The organism is Arsukibacterium tuosuense (genome assembly GCF_900215315.1).
GTDB classification, from domain to species: domain Bacteria; phylum Pseudomonadota; class Gammaproteobacteria; order Enterobacterales; family Alteromonadaceae; genus Alishewanella; species Alishewanella tuosuense.
Window position 1 is genome coordinate 543075 of record NZ_OBEB01000001.1, and the last position, 16322, is coordinate 559396.

Here is a 16322-nt window from a genome sequence, read left to right on the forward strand (position 1 = left end):
CTGGCACTCAAACGACGGACGACTGATAGCGATAGACATAGAGGGTCCATTTGCAATTGTGCTACGGCGCTATGGCAGACATTTAGGTGAAAATTAAGCCGCGCCGTTTTTTGGTATCGCCGTGAATGACCTTTTAATACAGTAAAGGTTTAGAGCACTGGTGAAATATCGGATACGACCTATTCCTTGAACATCAGATTTTTCCCGCAACGCGGTCCCAGAATTCTGCGCGATCATTGGTGCGCGGAAACGGCTCTGAAGGAATCGGTTTACCAAGAAATTTACAGAGTGGGCCCCACCCTTCTTTTACCTCATAGACGAGTAGTTGTTTGGCGGGGATCGTATTTTTTACCGCCTCGTTATGGGCATTAAAAGCCTTAATAAGGCCATCGCGGTCGAGGCCTTCTGGAAATCCGGTTTTAGCAATGACACCAGCTGCCATTTCAAGCCATTCCTTCATTTCAGGCGGTGCCTGATCCCTTTCTGATATCAACTTAAAGATTGTTGAACCAAAACTATCTGCCCAGCTTTCGGGACTGCGATGAGTCAAGATAAACCTGGCTGTAGGATAAGCTTTAAGTAATTCGCGAAAGAAACCAGCGGTAGGCCAATCAACCGCACTCAAATAGCCGCTGTAAATTTTTTGCCAGTCGGGCTGTCCACCTAATGCCGCCGACCACAGAGGAACCTGGACAGGCATTTTATGTAGAACTTCCTCCATATGGTGACATGGGCCAGCGCCAAGTTGATTGATAGCCAGTTTTAGCGAGTAGGTGCCGGTGCGTCCGACGCCCGTACCGATAACGGATATTGTCATTGTGATTGTCCTACTGGTTAAACAAATAAAGTTTGTCTTTGGAATTATCTTTAAGTATTTAGGATTAACTTAATTAATCTGGCACATAAACATAGAATTCGAAAGGTATTGAATGTGTTTAATAACATTTAACCCGGATATTAATTAGGCTTCTCAGTAATATCTGCAATTAACCTGATCTAAGACGGTGAAGGAATTTATCTGTTGAATGACGGCTACCTGGTTAAACTGATGATTATGGTAGCTTTTAATGCTGTCTATGTTTTTACCGGATTGGCCGCGCCCTCACCTACTACCGTATGCCAGGGTTTAACCTGCCAGCTTTTTACCAGACCGTTTACTACGTAAGGGTCCGCTTTGGCAAACGCTGTCGGAATGTCGGCACTGTCGCAACGAAACAGCAGCAGTGCGCTGTCTGCCGGCTCGCCAACGGCGCCGCCAAGTAGTAGCTCGCCACGTTCAGCAGATTGCCATGCCAGTGCCAGATGGGCCGGGCGAAATTCAGCACGGCGTTGCAGATAATCAGCAGCGGTGTGGTATATCAGTAAATAGTGTTTCATCACTACTCCGCTTTCTTTGTCGCCTGCCAGTTCACTGCCTGCCACTTACCATTTTTCCGAATAAAAGTACCGCTGTTTAGAAAGCGCAGGGTTTCGGTGTCTGAGGTGCCTACCAGGGTAAAGGCGACTACGGCAGTGTCGCCGTATTGCAGAATTTGCACATCTTCGCTGCTGTAGCGCATGCCTATTTCATCTGCTTTTAGCTCGCCACGGCTGTTTACTGATTGCATCAGCTCAGCTTTACCAAAGCGGGTGCCGCTTGAGCTGGTGTATATCAGCTCGTCAGCCCAGTATTTATTATGAATAGCCGGATCGTTACGGGTGGCGCCATCTAAAAACTCACCCAGCAGTGCAGTAAGTTCAGCTTTATCGTCAGCGATAGCAAAAGTTGGGGTAAGTAACGCCGGGGTCAGTAAAAGTAATGCACCTAGTAAGCAGGTTTTCATGCCAAGTTCCTTGTTATGTATCCATTTCTTATAAGTTAAACTATCACATAACTTGAATTTAAGTTAACAGAAGACGCCACAAAAAACGCCAACAGATTATGTTGGCGTTAATACGATTAAATTTTGTAACTGCTGCCTGCAAAAATCTGCTAAGAATACATCAGCACAAGGGTAGACAAATTATTTCATTACTATTTCACGCAACTGGTACTCACCCGTTATGGTTCTTACTTCAGGGTATTTAGCAGAGATTTCTCTGGACATCTTGTCGTCTGCGTCACTCCATTTTTTCATAAATGCGTCATACTTTTTCTTGCTGGGTTCCAGGTCAGCACTATTGTTAAACGTCACAACTAACAGCATATTGAATTCACCACTCATGGGCAAATCACTACCATAGATTTTCCAGTCTTTTATATATCCCAGCTCTTTTTGGATTTTAACGGCTTTAACCCAGCTGTTCTTCAACCCTGCCAGGTAAACATCACCCATATTGGCGTCGACTTTGACAGTGGTCACCATCATTATTTCAGTGCCGAGGTCGTAGTCTTCATATATATCTAATCGGTCTTTTGCACAGACTGCAAAACTAAAAACCAGACATAACAGTGTGATAAGTATATTTTTCATTTTAAATTTCCTTTTAATAATGATAATTACCGCTCACATCATAAACAAACAAAGAGCCACCGAAGTATAGTAGAAACTACTAAGAAAGCAGCATGACTAATTTTGCCGCTCAGTTTCAAAGGTTGCTAATCTATTTCCTGCATGGTTATCACGACATAACAACAAAACTACGGCATTGCCTTGCTCAGTTAACGTCTGTTCCGTCTGCGCTGACGGTGTCCTTAGCTATTGTTAGCAACCGCTGGTTGTATAAGTTATTGTTGGCTCTAATCCTGCGCTGCCCGGTGGCCGATAGGTCAGAAAACACGCGGTTCGGGTTATCGGGATATTATTATTAGTTACGCCGCTGAAGCCCGCCAACGAGGCGCTGGTAACATGTAATGCGACACCGGGGAAAATATCAGAATAAGCCCAGTCATCACCAAGCTCGAGTGCATTAGAAACACCGGTCGTTCTGTTACCACTGGGATAGCCAAATACGGTGGCAATATCGTCAGCCCCGTCACCGTCTAAATCAACATTTGCCGTTGCATCAGCCTGTACATTCTGAATAATGGCTTTCGCGTAAACCAGATTAGCAGCATCCAGCATCGCACCACCCAACCCTTCCAGTACAGCCTCATTGCTATCTGAACTAAGGTTAATAAAACGCGGAGCAGACACTACCGCTAACACGCCCAGAATAACAATCACTATTATCAGTTCTATTAAGGTAAAGCCGTTATTCAATTTCTTTGTCATCACGATACTGCTCAATGATTTTCCTAAATAAAATACAACGCTATGCTGCCAGCCATCAAGGTACATTAGCAATAGTTTTCTTTAAAAAAGTCAATTAATCTTAATAACCTATACAAAAACAAAAAGGCGCCGCGGCGCCTTTTTCGTTTCCAGCAGCAAGCAGCTTACATGCTGATGCCACCGTCTATTTCTACTACCCGACCGGTGAAAAAGTCGTTTTCGAAAATGTACTTGGCGGTGTGAGCGATTTCGCTGGCTTCGCCCAAGCGGCCTACCGGTTTCATTTTCTCTAAGCGGTCGCGCGCTTCTGGTTTCATAGCGTCGGTCATGGCGGTGCGGATAACGCCAGGGGCGATAGCACCAACCCGAATACCGAAGCGGCCGAGCTCACGGGCCCAGGTTACTGTCATCGCCACCACGCCGGCTTTAGACGCGGCGTAATTAGTCTGGCCCATATTGCCGCCACGGGCGACACTCGACATATTAATAATAACGCCCTTAGTACCGCGCTTAACCATTACTGCAGCCGCTTCGCGGCCGCACAGGAAAACCCCGGTTAAGTTAACGTCGATTACCGATTGAAACTGCGCCAGTGACATTTTACTAACCAGCTCACCGTCTTTGTATTTCAGCAGCAGGCCGTCACGCAAAATACCAGCGTTGTTAATCAGGCCGTCGATGCCATCAAAATCGCTGTCGATTTGGCTGAAAGTCTCCTCGACTTGAGCTTCGTCGGCCACATTGGCGCTGTAAGTATGTACTGTCGTTGTGGCTGAAAGCTCAGCTTTCGCCGCCGCTAGCTGCTCGGCATTCATATCAATTAGCGCCAGTTTGGCACCCTCAGCAGCGCACATACGCGCCATTTCCAGGCCCAAACCCTGAGCGCCGCCGGTAATTACGATGGTTTTGTTTTGCAGCTTCATTCATTTCTCCGTAGCCGCGATTACTGCATACATTTTTTCTGTGACACGCCACGAGCCATCCCTGGGGCTCGGTTCCGGCCATCCATGGCCTTCAACGGTCACTGAAAAAAGTACATCCGTACTCGCTTGATACTTCTCAGTGAGCAAGTGCGCAGAATTTTTCTGCCGGACCGTGTTTTTCATGGATGAAAAACAGGAGCCTACAGGGACGTATTTACGGCGTGTCCCGGAGAAAACATTCGGAGTACTTGCGTGTTATTTAATCGGCTTTAGCAAACATCTTAAAAATACTGGAAAAATCCAGTTTGCCGTTACCGGCCTGCTGATGTTTCACGTATAAACTATGCGCCAACTCACCTAAAGGGGTGTCGCTGCCGCTATGGTTAGCCGCTTCCAGCGCCAGGCCTAAATCTTTGGCCATCAGGTCGACCATAAAGCCACCCTGATAATCCTTGGATGACGGCACATTGTCCATCACCCCCGGACAAGGGTTGTATAGCTCCAGCGTCCAGTTACGGCCCGAGCTTTTCAGCATAATGTCTGACAATACTTTTGGATCCAGGCCATTATTAATGCCCATTTGCAGCGCTTCAGAAGTGCCCGCCATTAAAATGCTAAGTAGCATATTATTGCAAATTTTCGCTACCTGGCCTGCGCCAATCGCCCCGGCATGGAACAGGTTCTTACCCATATTGCTAAGGACAGTGTGGGCATTTTGAAAGTCCTGGCTGGCGCCACCAACAATAAAGGTTAAGGTACCGGCTTTAGCGCCGCCTACTCCGCCGGAAACAGGTGCATCGATAAAAGCAATGCCCTGCTCGGCTAAGCCTATGCCTACTGTACGGGCACTTTCGGCATCGATAGTAGAACAATCGATAACCAGTGCTTGTTTGCTGATAGCACTGGCAATGCCCTGTTCACCCAGATACAAGCCGATGACATGCTTAGCCGCCGGTAGCATCGAAATAACATAGTCGGTGCCGGCAACCGCCTCTCTGGCAGAATCGGCGACTTTAGCGCCTTCCGCTTTTATCTGCGCCAGCGCCGCTGCGGATAAATCAAATGCGGTAACATCGTGGCCGGCTTTTAATAAGTTAGTGGCCATTGGGCCACCCATGTTTCCTAAACCAATAAATGCAACTTTAGCCATAATAAATCCCTTGCTGTTGTCTTTAAAAATTAGCTGTCCAACAAACCTAAGTCTTTTAGCGGATGCTCATTATCCGGCCATGGCGAACTAAATAGTAACTCGATAACCTCAGCAGGTACCTCGGCTACGCTCGGGTACTGCCATTTCGGGGTTAAGTCTTTATCAATCAGTAAAGCACGCACCCCTTCCTGAAACTCACCCAGTTGGCCGCATTGCACGCTAATGCCCAGCTCTAACCGGAAACTGTCGGCCAGGATTTTACTCTGGCCCAGTTGCAGCAGCTTAAACACGATATGAGCGGTGATCGGGCTGCCATAGGCAAGCGATTGCTTGGCTTTTACCAGCCACTTATCGTCGCCTTCAATGGCATTAATGGCGCTAATCACTTGTGGCAGGCTGTTGATATCTGCCAGCGCTGTAATTGTACTTTGATGCGGCCGGATCTGGCTTAACGGCATTTTGGTGCGGCACTGCTCTTCAGCACCGCGTAAAACATCTGACAACTTCTGATGATTAAGGGCGACGGTTTCGCCCCACTTCACCGTCAACAGCTTATCAACCAGCGCCGGTTTATCTTCGTGCAATATAAAATGATCGGCCAGATGGATAAATTTTGCATCTGCAGCGTTAATCGACGCGCCGGTTAAGCCTAAAAAGATGCCGCAGCCCGGCGGCATCCGGTTTAAAAACCAGCTGGCACCAACATCGGGGTATAGGCCAATTGCCATTTCCGGCATCGCTATCCGGCTGCTACCGGTGACTACCCGGTGCGACGCGCCTGCCATCAGACCGAGGCCGCCGCCCATCACAATACCATTGCCCCAAACCAGCACCGGCTTGTCGAACGTATGGATCAGGTAATCGAGGGTATATTCTTTGGTGAAAAACTCTTCCACATAGGGGTGATAGTAATCCGGGCTTTCTTTCATCGCCTGATATAAATCACGGATATCACCACCGGCGCAAAACGCTTTATCACCAGCACCTTGCAGCAACACCATCGCTATGCTCGGATCGTCCTTCCAGGCCTGCATTTGTGGCAGTAACGACTCGACCATCGGCAAACTTAACGCATTTAACGACTTTTCCGAGTTAAGGGTAGCAACCGCAATTTTCTTGCCATTGTCAGCCGTAAGTTCTTGATATAACACTACGTCTGTACTCATGCTCATCACCCGTTTACCCAGTTGGCCTGGCGTTTTTCTAAGAAGGCCTGCACGCCTTCAACCTGATCTTTAGTGTCGAACAAGCCGACAAACAACTCGCGCTCTAATGGCAAGGCTGCATTAATATTGCCGGTACGGCCCTGCTGAATAAGCTTTTTACAGGCGGTTACCGCCACCGGGCTTTGGCTAGCCACTTTATCGGCCAGCGCCAGGGCTGCTTCTAACACCGTGCCTGTGGGTACTACTTCTTCTACCAGACCAATTTGCAGCGCTGTTTCAGCATTAAGCCGCTCGCCGCATAAAATCATCCGCTTGGCCCAACCTTCACCGACCAGCCAGGCCAGATTCTGGGTACCACCCGCACACGGCAGTAAGCCTACTTTGGCTTCTGGCAGCGCCATTTGCGCTTGTTGTTCGGCAATCCGGATATCACAAGCCAGCGCCACTTCCAAACCGCCGCCCATCGCATAGCCGTTAATAGCCGCAATCGACACGCCACGAAAGGCACTTAAGGTTTCAAAGGCTTCACCAAAAATCCGCGCCATATCGCTCGCGACGGCTTTATCGCCATCAGCAAACAGTTTTAAATCGGCGCCAGCTGAGAAGAATTTGTCACCTTCGCCGGTAATCACTAAAGCATAGATATTTTTATCATTGTTCAGGCTGATAACCGTATCGCGCAGCTCGGTTAAGCTGGCGTGGGTCCAGGTGTTGGCTGGCGGGTTTGCCATGGTAATAAGCGCCGTATGACCGCGCTTTTCCAGTTTTAATTGAGCCATTCCAGTCTCCTTTTGTTGGCAATACTCGGAAGTTGAATGAGGTGAATAAGGTTTGTTCTAAGCCGACCGTTGAAGCCCTGGACGGGCGGAAACGAGCCCCCAGGGATGGGTTTACGGCGTGTCGGCGTGAACAAACCTGGTTCACCTTTTCGCTAAACCACGAACATTATCCGTTGTCTTGGTTACAGAATGTCGCCTGCGGCTTCATCCAGTAACCGCCGGCCGATAATCAGCCGCATAATTTCATTGGTGCCTTCCAGGATCTGATGCACCCGCACATCGCGGAAATGCCGCTCCAGCGGATACTCTTTAATGTAGCCATAGCCGCCGTGCAGCTGCAGTGCCTGATCGCAGACCTGAAAGCCAACGTCAGTGGCAAAGCGTTTGGCCATGGCACAGTAAGCGGTAGCTTCGCCGTCTTGCTGGTCTAGCTTAAACGCCGCTAAACGCACCAACTGACGTGCTGCCACTAACTCAGTGGCCATATCCGCCAGCTTAAATTGCAGCGCCTGAAACGCCGCCAGTGGCTTACCAAATTGCTGACGCTCCAGCATATAGTTACGGGCAGTGTTTAGCGCCTGTTGCGCAGTACCAATAGAACAAGTAGCGATATTAATCCGGCCACCGTCCAGGCCTTTCATGGCAAAGCCAAACCCTTCGCCTTCATTGCCCAGCAAATAATGGGCTGGAATGCGCACGTCTTCAAACGTAATTAAGCGGGTTGGCTGGGCGTTCCAGCCCATTTTCTCTTCGGCTTTGCCGTAAATAACCCCTTTGGCGTCAGCCGGTACAATAAAGGCTGAAATGCCTTTCGGACCAGCTTCACCGGTACGGGCCATCACCACCAATACTTCAGTTTCACCGGCGCCAGAGATAAACATCTTCGAGCCGTTGAGTACGTAGTCACTGCCATCTTTTTTGGCAGAGGTACGTAAACCAGCCGCATCTGAGCCAGAACCAGGCTCAGTTAAGCAGTAAGACGCCAGTTTCTGGCCGGTAACCAGGTGCTCTACCCACTGCGCTTTAGCATCACTGGTACCCCAGGTTGCTATCATCCAGGTGGCCATATTGTGAATAGTCAGCATGGCAGTAGTGGCAGTACAGCCCATCGCCAGTTGCTCGAAAATAATAGACGAGTCTAAGCGGGATAAACCCATACCGCCGTCGTCTTCGGCGGTATACAGCGAGCAAAAGCCCAGCTCACCGGCTTTTTGAATCACGTCTTTTGGGAAGTGATGATCCCGGTCCCACTTTGCGGCATGCGGCGCCAGTTCTTGTTCGGCAAACTGTTTGGCCACATCAACAAAGGCTTGTTGGTCTTCTGTTAAATTGAAATTCATTTATATACCTTTTCAGGTTGTGGTGTCGGTGCACCTTATAATTTTGTTCAAACCATCTGGGGCTTGGCAGCACACTTTACACGCCGACACGCTATAAACCTTCCCTGGGGCTCGTTTCCGGCCATCCATGGCCTCCAACGGTCGGCTTAGTAAAGTCTGCCACCCGCCTGGATACGTTAACGCAGGTTAATCGACATATTCGGGCCAGATACCGGAATATCGTCATCAAACCAACGGGCAGTAATGGTTTTGGTCTCAGTATAGAAACGCACCGCCTGCTTACCATAAGCATGCTGATCACCGTAAAACGAGCCTTTCCAGCCGGTAAACGAGAAGAATGGCAGTGGCACCGGAATAGGAATGTTAATCCCTACCTGACCTACTTCCACTTCATGCTGATACTTGCGGGCAGCCGCGCCACTGGCGGTAAAGATAGAGGTACCGTTACCGTACGGGCTGTCGTTTACCACTTTCAGCGCTTCCTGCAGGGTCGGCACCTGCATGGTGGTTAACACCGGGCCAAAAATTTCCTGCTTATAAATTTCCATCTCGGTAGTGACATTACTAAACACGGTCGGGCCTACCCAGTTACCATCCGGATAGCCTTCCACTTTACAGTCAGAGCCATCCAGCACACAGGTGGCGCCTTCTTTTTTACCCTGTTCAATCAATGATAATACCCGGGCACGGGCCTGCGGGCTGATTTGCGGGCCGTAAGCCGCGTTCGGGTCGGTATAAACACCTGGTCGTACTTTGCCAATGGCAGCCGCTACCTCCGGGATCCACTCTGCTGCAGTACCCACAAATACCGCTACCGAAATCGCCATGCAGCGCTGACCGGCCGCGCCCACTGAGGCACCAACCAGGGCATTAACTACCTGCTGTTTATTAGCATCGGGCATTATCACCATATGGTTTTTTGCGCCGGCAAAGGCCTGTACCCGTTTTAAATTGTCGGTGCCGGTTTTGTAGATATACTGACCGACATTGACTGAACCGACAAACGAAATGGCTTTAATATCCGGGTGGTGCAGTATCGCATCTACCTGCTCTTTGGCGCCGTGCACAACCTGTAATACGCCTTTAGGCGCGCCAGCCTGCACAAACAGTTCGGCAATTTTGTTAACCGTCATCGGGTCTTGCTCAGACGGCTTTAAAATAAAGGTGTTACCGCAGGCAATGGCCATTGGGAACATCCACAGTGGGATCATTGCCGGGAAGTTAAAGGGGGTGATACCGGCACAGACGCCTAATGGCTGAATGTAGCTGTAGGTGTCGATACTGCGCGCCACGTTTTCAACGGTTTCGCCCATCATCAATGACGGAATATTGGCGGCTTGTTCAACCACTTCAATACCACGCCAGACATCGCCTTTAGCGTCTTCAACGGTTTTACCCAGTTCCTGACAGATAATGTCGGCAATTTCGCCCTGGTGCTCTTTTAATAAATGGGCAAAGCGCATCATTAAACGGGCGCGCTCTGATACCGGTACTTCTTTCCAGGTTAAAAAAGCGGCCTTGGCCGATTCTACTGCCCGGGTCATTTCCTCTGCTGTGGCGCAAGGTACCTGGGCAATCACTTCCTGAGTAGCCGGGTTAGTGACGGGGATCAGTTTGTCACTGTTTGAGGTGACGAACTCGCCGTCGATAAAATGCTTAACCTGTTGTGTCATATTGCTTCTCCCGGTTGTTGGGTGTGCCATCAGCCTGTTATATGTTTAATAAGAGGTTGTGCTGAACGGCGGTATTTCGGTGCAAAGAGATCGGTTGCGATACCCGCTGTGCTCGCCACAGCAACTCAGATTTGTTGCACAAATCTTCAGACACTCTGTGGCTGTGCTATCGGGTTCCCAACCTCACTCCTTATTTCTTATACTGCTCTGATTTACAGAACTTCAACTGCTAAGGCGACGGCTTCACCGCCACCAATACACAGCGAGGCGACGCCTTTGCTCAGGCCGCGGTTACGCAGCGCATGAATAAGGGTAACCAGAATACGGGCGCCTGACGCACCAATCGGGTGGCCCAGGGCACAGGCACCGCCGTTAACGTTTACTTTGGCTTCGTCCAGGCCCAACTCGTTAATGGCCAGCATGGTTACCATGGCAAAGGCTTCGTTAATTTCCCACAAATCGACTTGCTCTTTATCCCAGCCGGCTTTTTGCAACACTTTTTGCATCGCACCAACCGGGGCAACGGTAAACAGCGCCGGTTCCATTGAGTTAGTGCTGTGCGCCACAACGCGGGCCAGAATGGTAGCGCCCTGGGCTTTGGCATCGCCTTCGCGCATTAACACCAATGCCGCCGCGCCATCAGAAATAGAGCTGGAGTTCGCCGCCGTAATGGTGCCGTCTTTAGCGAAGGCCGGCCGTAAGCCCGGAATTTTATCCAGTTTGGCATTACCTGGCTGCTCGTCGACCTTAAAGGTCATTTCACCTTTACGGGTCTGGAAGCTTACCGGGGCAATTTCAGCGTCAAAAGCACCGCTGGTAATTGCCTGCTGGGCACGGGTCGTCGATTGCACCGCAAAGGCGTCCATCTGCTCGCGGGTTATGCCTTTTTCATCAGCTGTGCCCTGAGCAAAACAACCCATTGCTTTACCGTCATAGGCATTTTCCAGGCCGTCCAGCATCATATGATCTTTTATTTCGCCATGGCCCATCCGGTAACCACTGCGGGCTTTCGGCAGCAAATAAGGGGCGTTTGACATCGACTCCATGCCACCGGCTACGACAACATCGGCGCTGCCGACTTTTAATAAATCGCTGGCCAGCATGACGGCTTTAAGGCCCGAACCACATACTTTATTGATAGTGGTCGCACCGGCGCTTAACGGTAAGCCGGCTTTTAACGTGGCCTGGCGCGCCGGGGCCTGGCCTAAACCGGCTGGCAGCACATTACCCATAATCACTTCACTGACTTTATCGCCGCTGAAACCTGCCTGCTCTAACGCCGCTTTAATGGCAGTCGCACCCAGTACGGTCGCATCAACGTCGGTTAAGCCGCCCATAAAACCGCCCATGGCGGTGCGCTTAGCGGCAACAATTACAATATTGTTTTGCTGGTTGTGTTCTTTATTGTCAGAAGCCATTTCGCTCTCCTGTATAAGGTTGGCCTGAAAAGATGCCCAAGAGCCTACACCAAATTTACGTTTACGCCAACGTCAACCATCTAGCACTATGGTAGTGTTGGCCGGTTATAGTTCGGGAAATGGTTCATTAAACTGTACAGTCGGACCAGCAAACTCTGGCATTTTTGCTTTACAAAGCCAGCCAAATAGCTTGTTTATCCATTTTCAGCGCCAGACCACAGCTTTACCTTTACGTAAACTTCACTTATAGTTGATGGCGTTTTTCGGGAAGGCAGTCATGACAGAAAAAGAAGAAAAAACCTACAGTATCAGCGAGCTGGCTAAAGAGTTCGACATTACCACCCGCAGCATTCGGTTTTACGAAGATCAGCGGCTGCTTTCACCTTTGCGCAATGGCCAGACCCGTATTTACAGCAAACGCGACCGGGTGCGGCTGAAGCTTATCCTGCGCGGCAAACGGCTTGGTTTTAGCCTGGCTGAAACCGGCCAGTTATTTGAACTATACGACGCGGATAAAAGCAGCGTCACCCAATTAAATACCATGCTGAAGTTAATCGAGCAGAAGAAAACCGAACTGCATCAGCAACTGGACGACATTAAAGTGGTGCTAATGGAGCTGGTTACCGTTGAAAAACGTTGCCGCGACACCTTAGCCGACGCCAAACAATCCAAAACTGTTTAGGCAGTTTTCAGTACACAGCAAACGGGGATTTACCATGATTAGCAGTTACAAAGGCCTGAACTTCGATTTAGGCGAAACCGTCGATATGATCCGCGAGCAGGTAAATGCCTTCGCCCGCGAAGAAATAGCACCGCGTGCTGAACACATTGACCAGGTTAACGAATTCCCGAATGAGTTATGGCGTAAATTTGGTGACTTAGGTTTGCTGGGCATTACCGTTGATGAAAAGTACGGCGGCTCAGGTTTAGGCTATTTAGAGCATGTGGTGGCACTGGAAGAAATCAGCCGGGCTTCGGCTTCGGTCGGCTTGTCTTACGGCGCCCACTCTAACTTGTGTGTTAACCAGATTTTCCGTAACGGTACTGAAGAACAAAAACTGAAGTACCTGCCTAAGCTGTGCTCGGGTGAACATATCGGCGCGCTGGCAATGAGCGAACCTAATGCCGGCTCAGATGTGGTCAGCATGAAGCTACGCGCTGAATTAAAAGGTGATAAATACATTTTAAACGGCAATAAAATGTGGATCACCAACGGCCCCGACGCCCACACTTATGTCATTTATGCGAAAACCGACATTAACGCCGGCAGCAAAGGCATTACCGCCTTTATCGTTGAGCGCGGCACTAAGGGTTTCAGCACCGCGCAGAAGCTGGATAAGTTAGGCATGCGTGGTTCTAACACCTGTGAGCTGGTATTCGAAGATTGCGAAGTACCGGCCGAAAACGTGCTGGGCCAGATTGGCGGCGGCGTGAAAGTATTAATGAGCGGCCTGGATTACGAACGCGTAGTACTGGCAGCCGGCCCTCTGGGCATTATGCAGGCCTGTATGGACGTAGTCGTGCCTTACATTCACGACCGTAAGCAGTTTGGCCAGGCCATTGGCGAATTCCAGCTGGTACAGGGCAAGCTGGCCGATATGTACACCCAGATGAACGCGGCAAAATCTTATGTTTATACCGTAGCCAAAGCCTGCGATCGCGGCGAAACCACCCGAAAAGATGCTGCAGCAGTAATTTTATATTCGGCAGAGCTGGCGACCAAAATGGCGCTGGATGCCATTCAACTGTTAGGCGGCAATGGCTATATTAACGAATACCCTACCGGTCGTTTATTGCGCGACGCCAAGCTGTATGAAATTGGCGCCGGCACCTCAGAAATCCGCCGGATGCTGATTGGCCGCGAGCTATTTACTGAGTCGAACTGATATGACCAGGATCGCTAGCAAAATTAATCCGCGTACAGAGGAATTTCAGAAAAACGCTGAGGCGATGCAAGCCGTAGTGGACGATCTGAACAGCAAAGTACAACAAATTAAACTCGGTGGCGGTGAGGCGTTAATTGCCCGTCATACTGCCCGCGGCAAATTGTTTGTGCGTGAGCGCATTCAGAAGCTGCTGGACCCGGGCTCACCCTTTTTAGAAGTGGGCCAGTTTGCCGGCTGGGAATGTTATGACGACTACGTGCCAAGCGCGGGCGTAGTAGCTGGCATTGGCCGGGTCAGTGGTGTTGAGTGCATGATTGTTGCCAACGACGCCACGGTGAAAGGCGGTACTTACTACCCACTTACCGTGAAAAAACACTTACGGGCGCAGGAAATAGCCGAGCGCTGTCACCTACCCTGTATCTATCTGGTCGACTCTGGCGGTGCTAACCTGCCACGCCAGGATGATGTGTTCCCCGATAAGCTGCACTTTGGCCGCATTTTCTTTAACCAGGCTAATATGTCAGCCAAAGGTATTCCGCAAATTGCGGTGGTCATGGGCCTGTGTACCGCCGGTGGTGCTTATGTGCCGGCAATGGCCGATGAAAGCATTATCGTTAAAGAGCAAGGCACTATCTTCTTAGCCGGGCCGCCGCTGGTTAAAGCCGCTACCGGTGAAGAAGTCTCAGCCGAGGAGTTGGGCGGTGCTGATGTCCACTGTAAAATCTCCGGCGTGGCCGATCACTATGCCTTAAATGATGAGCACGCGCTGCAACTGGCCCGCAATGCGGTGTCACGCTTAAATCGCCCAGCGCCAGAGCCAATGGATGTAAAAGCGCCACAAGAGCCGCTTTATGATGCCAAAGAGCTGTACGGCATTGTTGGTACTGATTTGCGCAAGCCGTTTGATGTCAAAGAAGTGATTGCCCGGATTGTTGATGGCTCAGATTTTGACGAGTTTAAGCAGTACTACGGCGCGACGTTAGTCTGCGGTTTTGCACGTATCTTCGGCTATCCGGTAGGCATCGTTGCCAATAATGGGATTTTGTTTTCTGAGTCTGCACAAAAAGGTGCCCATTTTATTGAGCTGTGTGCCCAGCGCAAAATTCCGCTGCTGTTTTTACAGAACATTACCGGCTTTATGGTCGGCAAAAAGTACGAAGCTGAAGGTATCGCCAAGCACGGCGCCAAGATGGTAATGGCAGTAAGCTGTGCCAAAGTGCCGAAATTTACCGTGTTAATTGGCGGCAGTTATGGCGCCGGTAACTACGGTATGTGCGGCCGCGCTTATGATCCTACGATGATGTGGATGTGGCCCAATGCCCGCATTTCGGTGATGGGTGGCGAGCAAGCCGCTGGAGTAATGGCGCAGGTCACCAAAGATGGCTTAGCCCGTAAAGGCGAGACGCTGTCGTCGGAAGCGGAAAAAGCCCTGAAAAAGCCGATTGTTGAGCAGTATGAAAAGCAGGGACACCCCTACTACGCCAGCGGTCGTTTGTGGGATGACGGTATTATTGACCCGGCCCAAACCCGGATGACAGTGGGCCTGGCGTTAGCTGCAGCACTGAATGCGCCGATTGAAGAAACTAAGTTTGGTGTGTTTAGGATGTAGTAGATAGTTGTGATGGGGGCAGATTGGTGGCTATCGATGCCGCAATCGCTCCGTCCATTTTTTCTGCGACACGCCATAAACCGTCCATGGGGCTCCTTTCCGGCCATCCATGGCCTGCAACGGTCTCAGAAAAAAGCACATACGCGCTTGCTGGTTCACCGGTAGAGGCAAGCGCACAGTGCACTTTGGCCAGAACCGTGTTTTTCATGGATGAAAAACAGGAGCCCCCATGGATGGGTTTACGGCGTGTTCTGGCAAAGTTGTACGGCGCGATTGCCGGTTGAAAGAACTGAAGCTCGCAGCAACCGCATGCCGAAGAAAAACAGTCTCAGGTTGCATTAACACTTTCGGAGAAAAGATGAACCAGGTTTACACCCAAGTCAGTATCGAGCAGCGCGGCGTGGCCAGCTTAACGTTAAACCGGCCCGAAGTGCACAACGCCTTCGATGATCTGATGATTGCCGAGCTTATTCAGATACTCGACCAACTGGCTGCTAATCCGGATGTTCGGATATTGCTGTTAAATGCCAATGGCAAAAACTTCTCTGCCGGTGCCGATTTAAACTGGATGCGCTCGATGGCCGAAAAAGACTACGCGCAAAATCTGGACGACGCCAACGAGCTGGCCATGTTAATGCACAAGCTGGATAAATTCCCTAAGCCTACTGTTGCCGTAGTGCAAGGTGCAGCCTTTGGCGGTGCAGTGGGCCTGGTGGCCTGTTGCGATATCGCCATTGCCAGTGACAACGCCAGTTTTTGTTTAAGTGAAGTGAAAATTGGTCTTATTCCTGCCGTGATCAGCCCCTATGTCATGCGAGCTCTGGGCGAGCGGCAAAGCCGGCGCTATTTTTTAACTGCCGAGCGTTTTAGTGCCGACACGGCCAAACAGCTGGGTTTACTGCATGAAGTAACCAGCGCCAGTGAACTTAACGAAAAAGCCGATGCCCTTGTTGACGGCTTGCTGCAAAACAGCCCGGCAGCAATCAGCGCAGCGAAAACTCTTATTCATAATATTTATAACCGCAAAATCAGCAACAATGTCGTGGCCCACACTACCCAGGCGATTGCTGAAATTCGGGTGTCGGCAGAAGGTCAGGAAGGCCTGGGTGCTTTTCTTGAAAAGCGCCGCCCCAACTGGTTGCAGAATAATGCTCAGGCAAACGCCAAGCTAAAGGACAAATAAG

Annotated in this window: 16 protein-coding genes; 4 read left to right on the forward strand and 12 right to left on the reverse strand. The window is 50.2% G+C overall.

Features of this window, described 5'->3' with window-relative positions; all coding sequences use genetic code 11:
• Positions 1 to 193 precede the first annotated feature (193 nt).
• From CRO03_RS02510 to CRO03_RS02570, 12 genes are all read right to left on the reverse strand, one after another.
• Positions 194 to 817: a sulfotransferase family protein gene (locus tag CRO03_RS02510; RefSeq protein ID WP_097109979.1), complete on the reverse strand. Its 624-nt coding sequence runs from the start codon at positions 815 to 817 to the stop codon at positions 194 to 196.
• A 257-nt stretch (positions 818 to 1074) separates the two neighbouring features.
• Positions 1075 to 1377 (reverse strand): YciI-like protein, encoded by a 303-nt coding sequence (locus CRO03_RS02515; protein ID WP_097109980.1) that lies wholly within the window; start codon positions 1375 to 1377, stop codon positions 1075 to 1077.
• Between the two features lie 2 nt (positions 1378 to 1379).
• Positions 1380 to 1823, reverse strand: a complete 444-nt coding sequence (locus tag CRO03_RS02520) for a nuclear transport factor 2 family protein (protein ID WP_212682314.1) — start codon at positions 1821 to 1823, stop codon at positions 1380 to 1382.
• A gap of 180 nt (positions 1824 to 2003) precedes the next feature.
• Entirely contained in the window at positions 2004 to 2453 is a 450-nt protein-coding gene (locus CRO03_RS02525) for a hypothetical protein (RefSeq protein WP_097109981.1), read from the reverse strand.
• Positions 2454 to 2684: 231 nt separating this feature from the next.
• Positions 2685 to 3194 (reverse strand): prepilin-type N-terminal cleavage/methylation domain-containing protein, encoded by a 510-nt coding sequence (locus tag CRO03_RS18590; protein WP_097109982.1) that lies wholly within the window; start codon positions 3192 to 3194, stop codon positions 2685 to 2687.
• Between the two features lie 164 nt (positions 3195 to 3358).
• The gene (locus tag CRO03_RS02535) at positions 3359 to 4117 is read right to left on the reverse strand and encodes an SDR family oxidoreductase (protein ID WP_097109983.1); all 759 of its coding nucleotides are present in this window, start codon (positions 4115 to 4117) and stop codon (positions 3359 to 3361) included.
• Between the two features lie 259 nt (positions 4118 to 4376).
• Entirely contained in the window at positions 4377 to 5267 is an 891-nt protein-coding gene (gene mmsB, locus CRO03_RS02545) for a 3-hydroxyisobutyrate dehydrogenase (protein WP_097109985.1), read from the reverse strand.
• A gap of 29 nt (positions 5268 to 5296) precedes the next feature.
• Positions 5297 to 6433, reverse strand: a complete 1137-nt coding sequence (locus tag CRO03_RS02550) for an enoyl-CoA hydratase/isomerase family protein (RefSeq protein ID WP_245861404.1) — start codon at positions 6431 to 6433, stop codon at positions 5297 to 5299.
• Positions 6434 to 6438: 5 nt separating this feature from the next.
• A complete protein-coding gene (locus CRO03_RS02555; RefSeq protein ID WP_097109987.1) occupies positions 6439 to 7212 on the reverse strand; it encodes an enoyl-CoA hydratase in 774 nt (257 codons plus the stop codon).
• Positions 7213 to 7394: 182 nt separating this feature from the next.
• Positions 7395 to 8552: an acyl-CoA dehydrogenase family protein gene (locus CRO03_RS02560; protein WP_097109988.1), complete on the reverse strand. Its 1158-nt coding sequence runs from the start codon at positions 8550 to 8552 to the stop codon at positions 7395 to 7397.
• A gap of 176 nt (positions 8553 to 8728) precedes the next feature.
• On the reverse strand, positions 8729 to 10225 hold the full coding sequence (locus tag CRO03_RS02565; RefSeq protein ID WP_097109989.1) for a CoA-acylating methylmalonate-semialdehyde dehydrogenase: 1497 nt from the start codon (positions 10223 to 10225) through the stop codon (positions 8729 to 8731).
• Positions 10226 to 10437: 212 nt separating this feature from the next.
• Positions 10438 to 11643, reverse strand: coding sequence for a thiolase family protein (locus CRO03_RS02570; protein WP_097109990.1), 1206 nt, complete (start codon positions 11641 to 11643; stop codon positions 10438 to 10440).
• Positions 11644 to 11920: 277 nt separating this feature from the next.
• Here CRO03_RS02570 and CRO03_RS02575 point away from each other — a divergent pair, with 277 nt between their 5' ends.
• The 4 genes from CRO03_RS02575 to CRO03_RS02590 all read left to right on the forward strand — a co-directional run bounded on the left by CRO03_RS02575 (position 11921) and on the right by CRO03_RS02590 (position 16321).
• Positions 11921 to 12325 carry a MerR family transcriptional regulator gene (locus CRO03_RS02575; RefSeq protein WP_097109991.1) on the forward strand — a complete coding sequence of 135 codons (405 nt, stop codon included), beginning with the start codon at positions 11921 to 11923 and terminating at the stop codon, positions 12323 to 12325.
• 34 nt (positions 12326 to 12359) lie between these two features.
• Complete coding sequence (locus CRO03_RS02580) at positions 12360 to 13529, forward strand: isovaleryl-CoA dehydrogenase (protein ID WP_097109992.1); 1170 nt, start codon at positions 12360 to 12362, stop codon at positions 13527 to 13529.
• 1 nt (position 13530) lies between these two features.
• Positions 13531 to 15138 (forward strand): carboxyl transferase domain-containing protein, encoded by a 1608-nt coding sequence (locus CRO03_RS02585; RefSeq protein ID WP_097109993.1) that lies wholly within the window; start codon positions 13531 to 13533, stop codon positions 15136 to 15138.
• A 358-nt stretch (positions 15139 to 15496) separates the two neighbouring features.
• Positions 15497 to 16321 (forward strand): enoyl-CoA hydratase/isomerase family protein, encoded by an 825-nt coding sequence (locus tag CRO03_RS02590; RefSeq protein WP_097109994.1) that lies wholly within the window; start codon positions 15497 to 15499, stop codon positions 16319 to 16321.
• Position 16322: the final 1 nt, after the last annotated feature.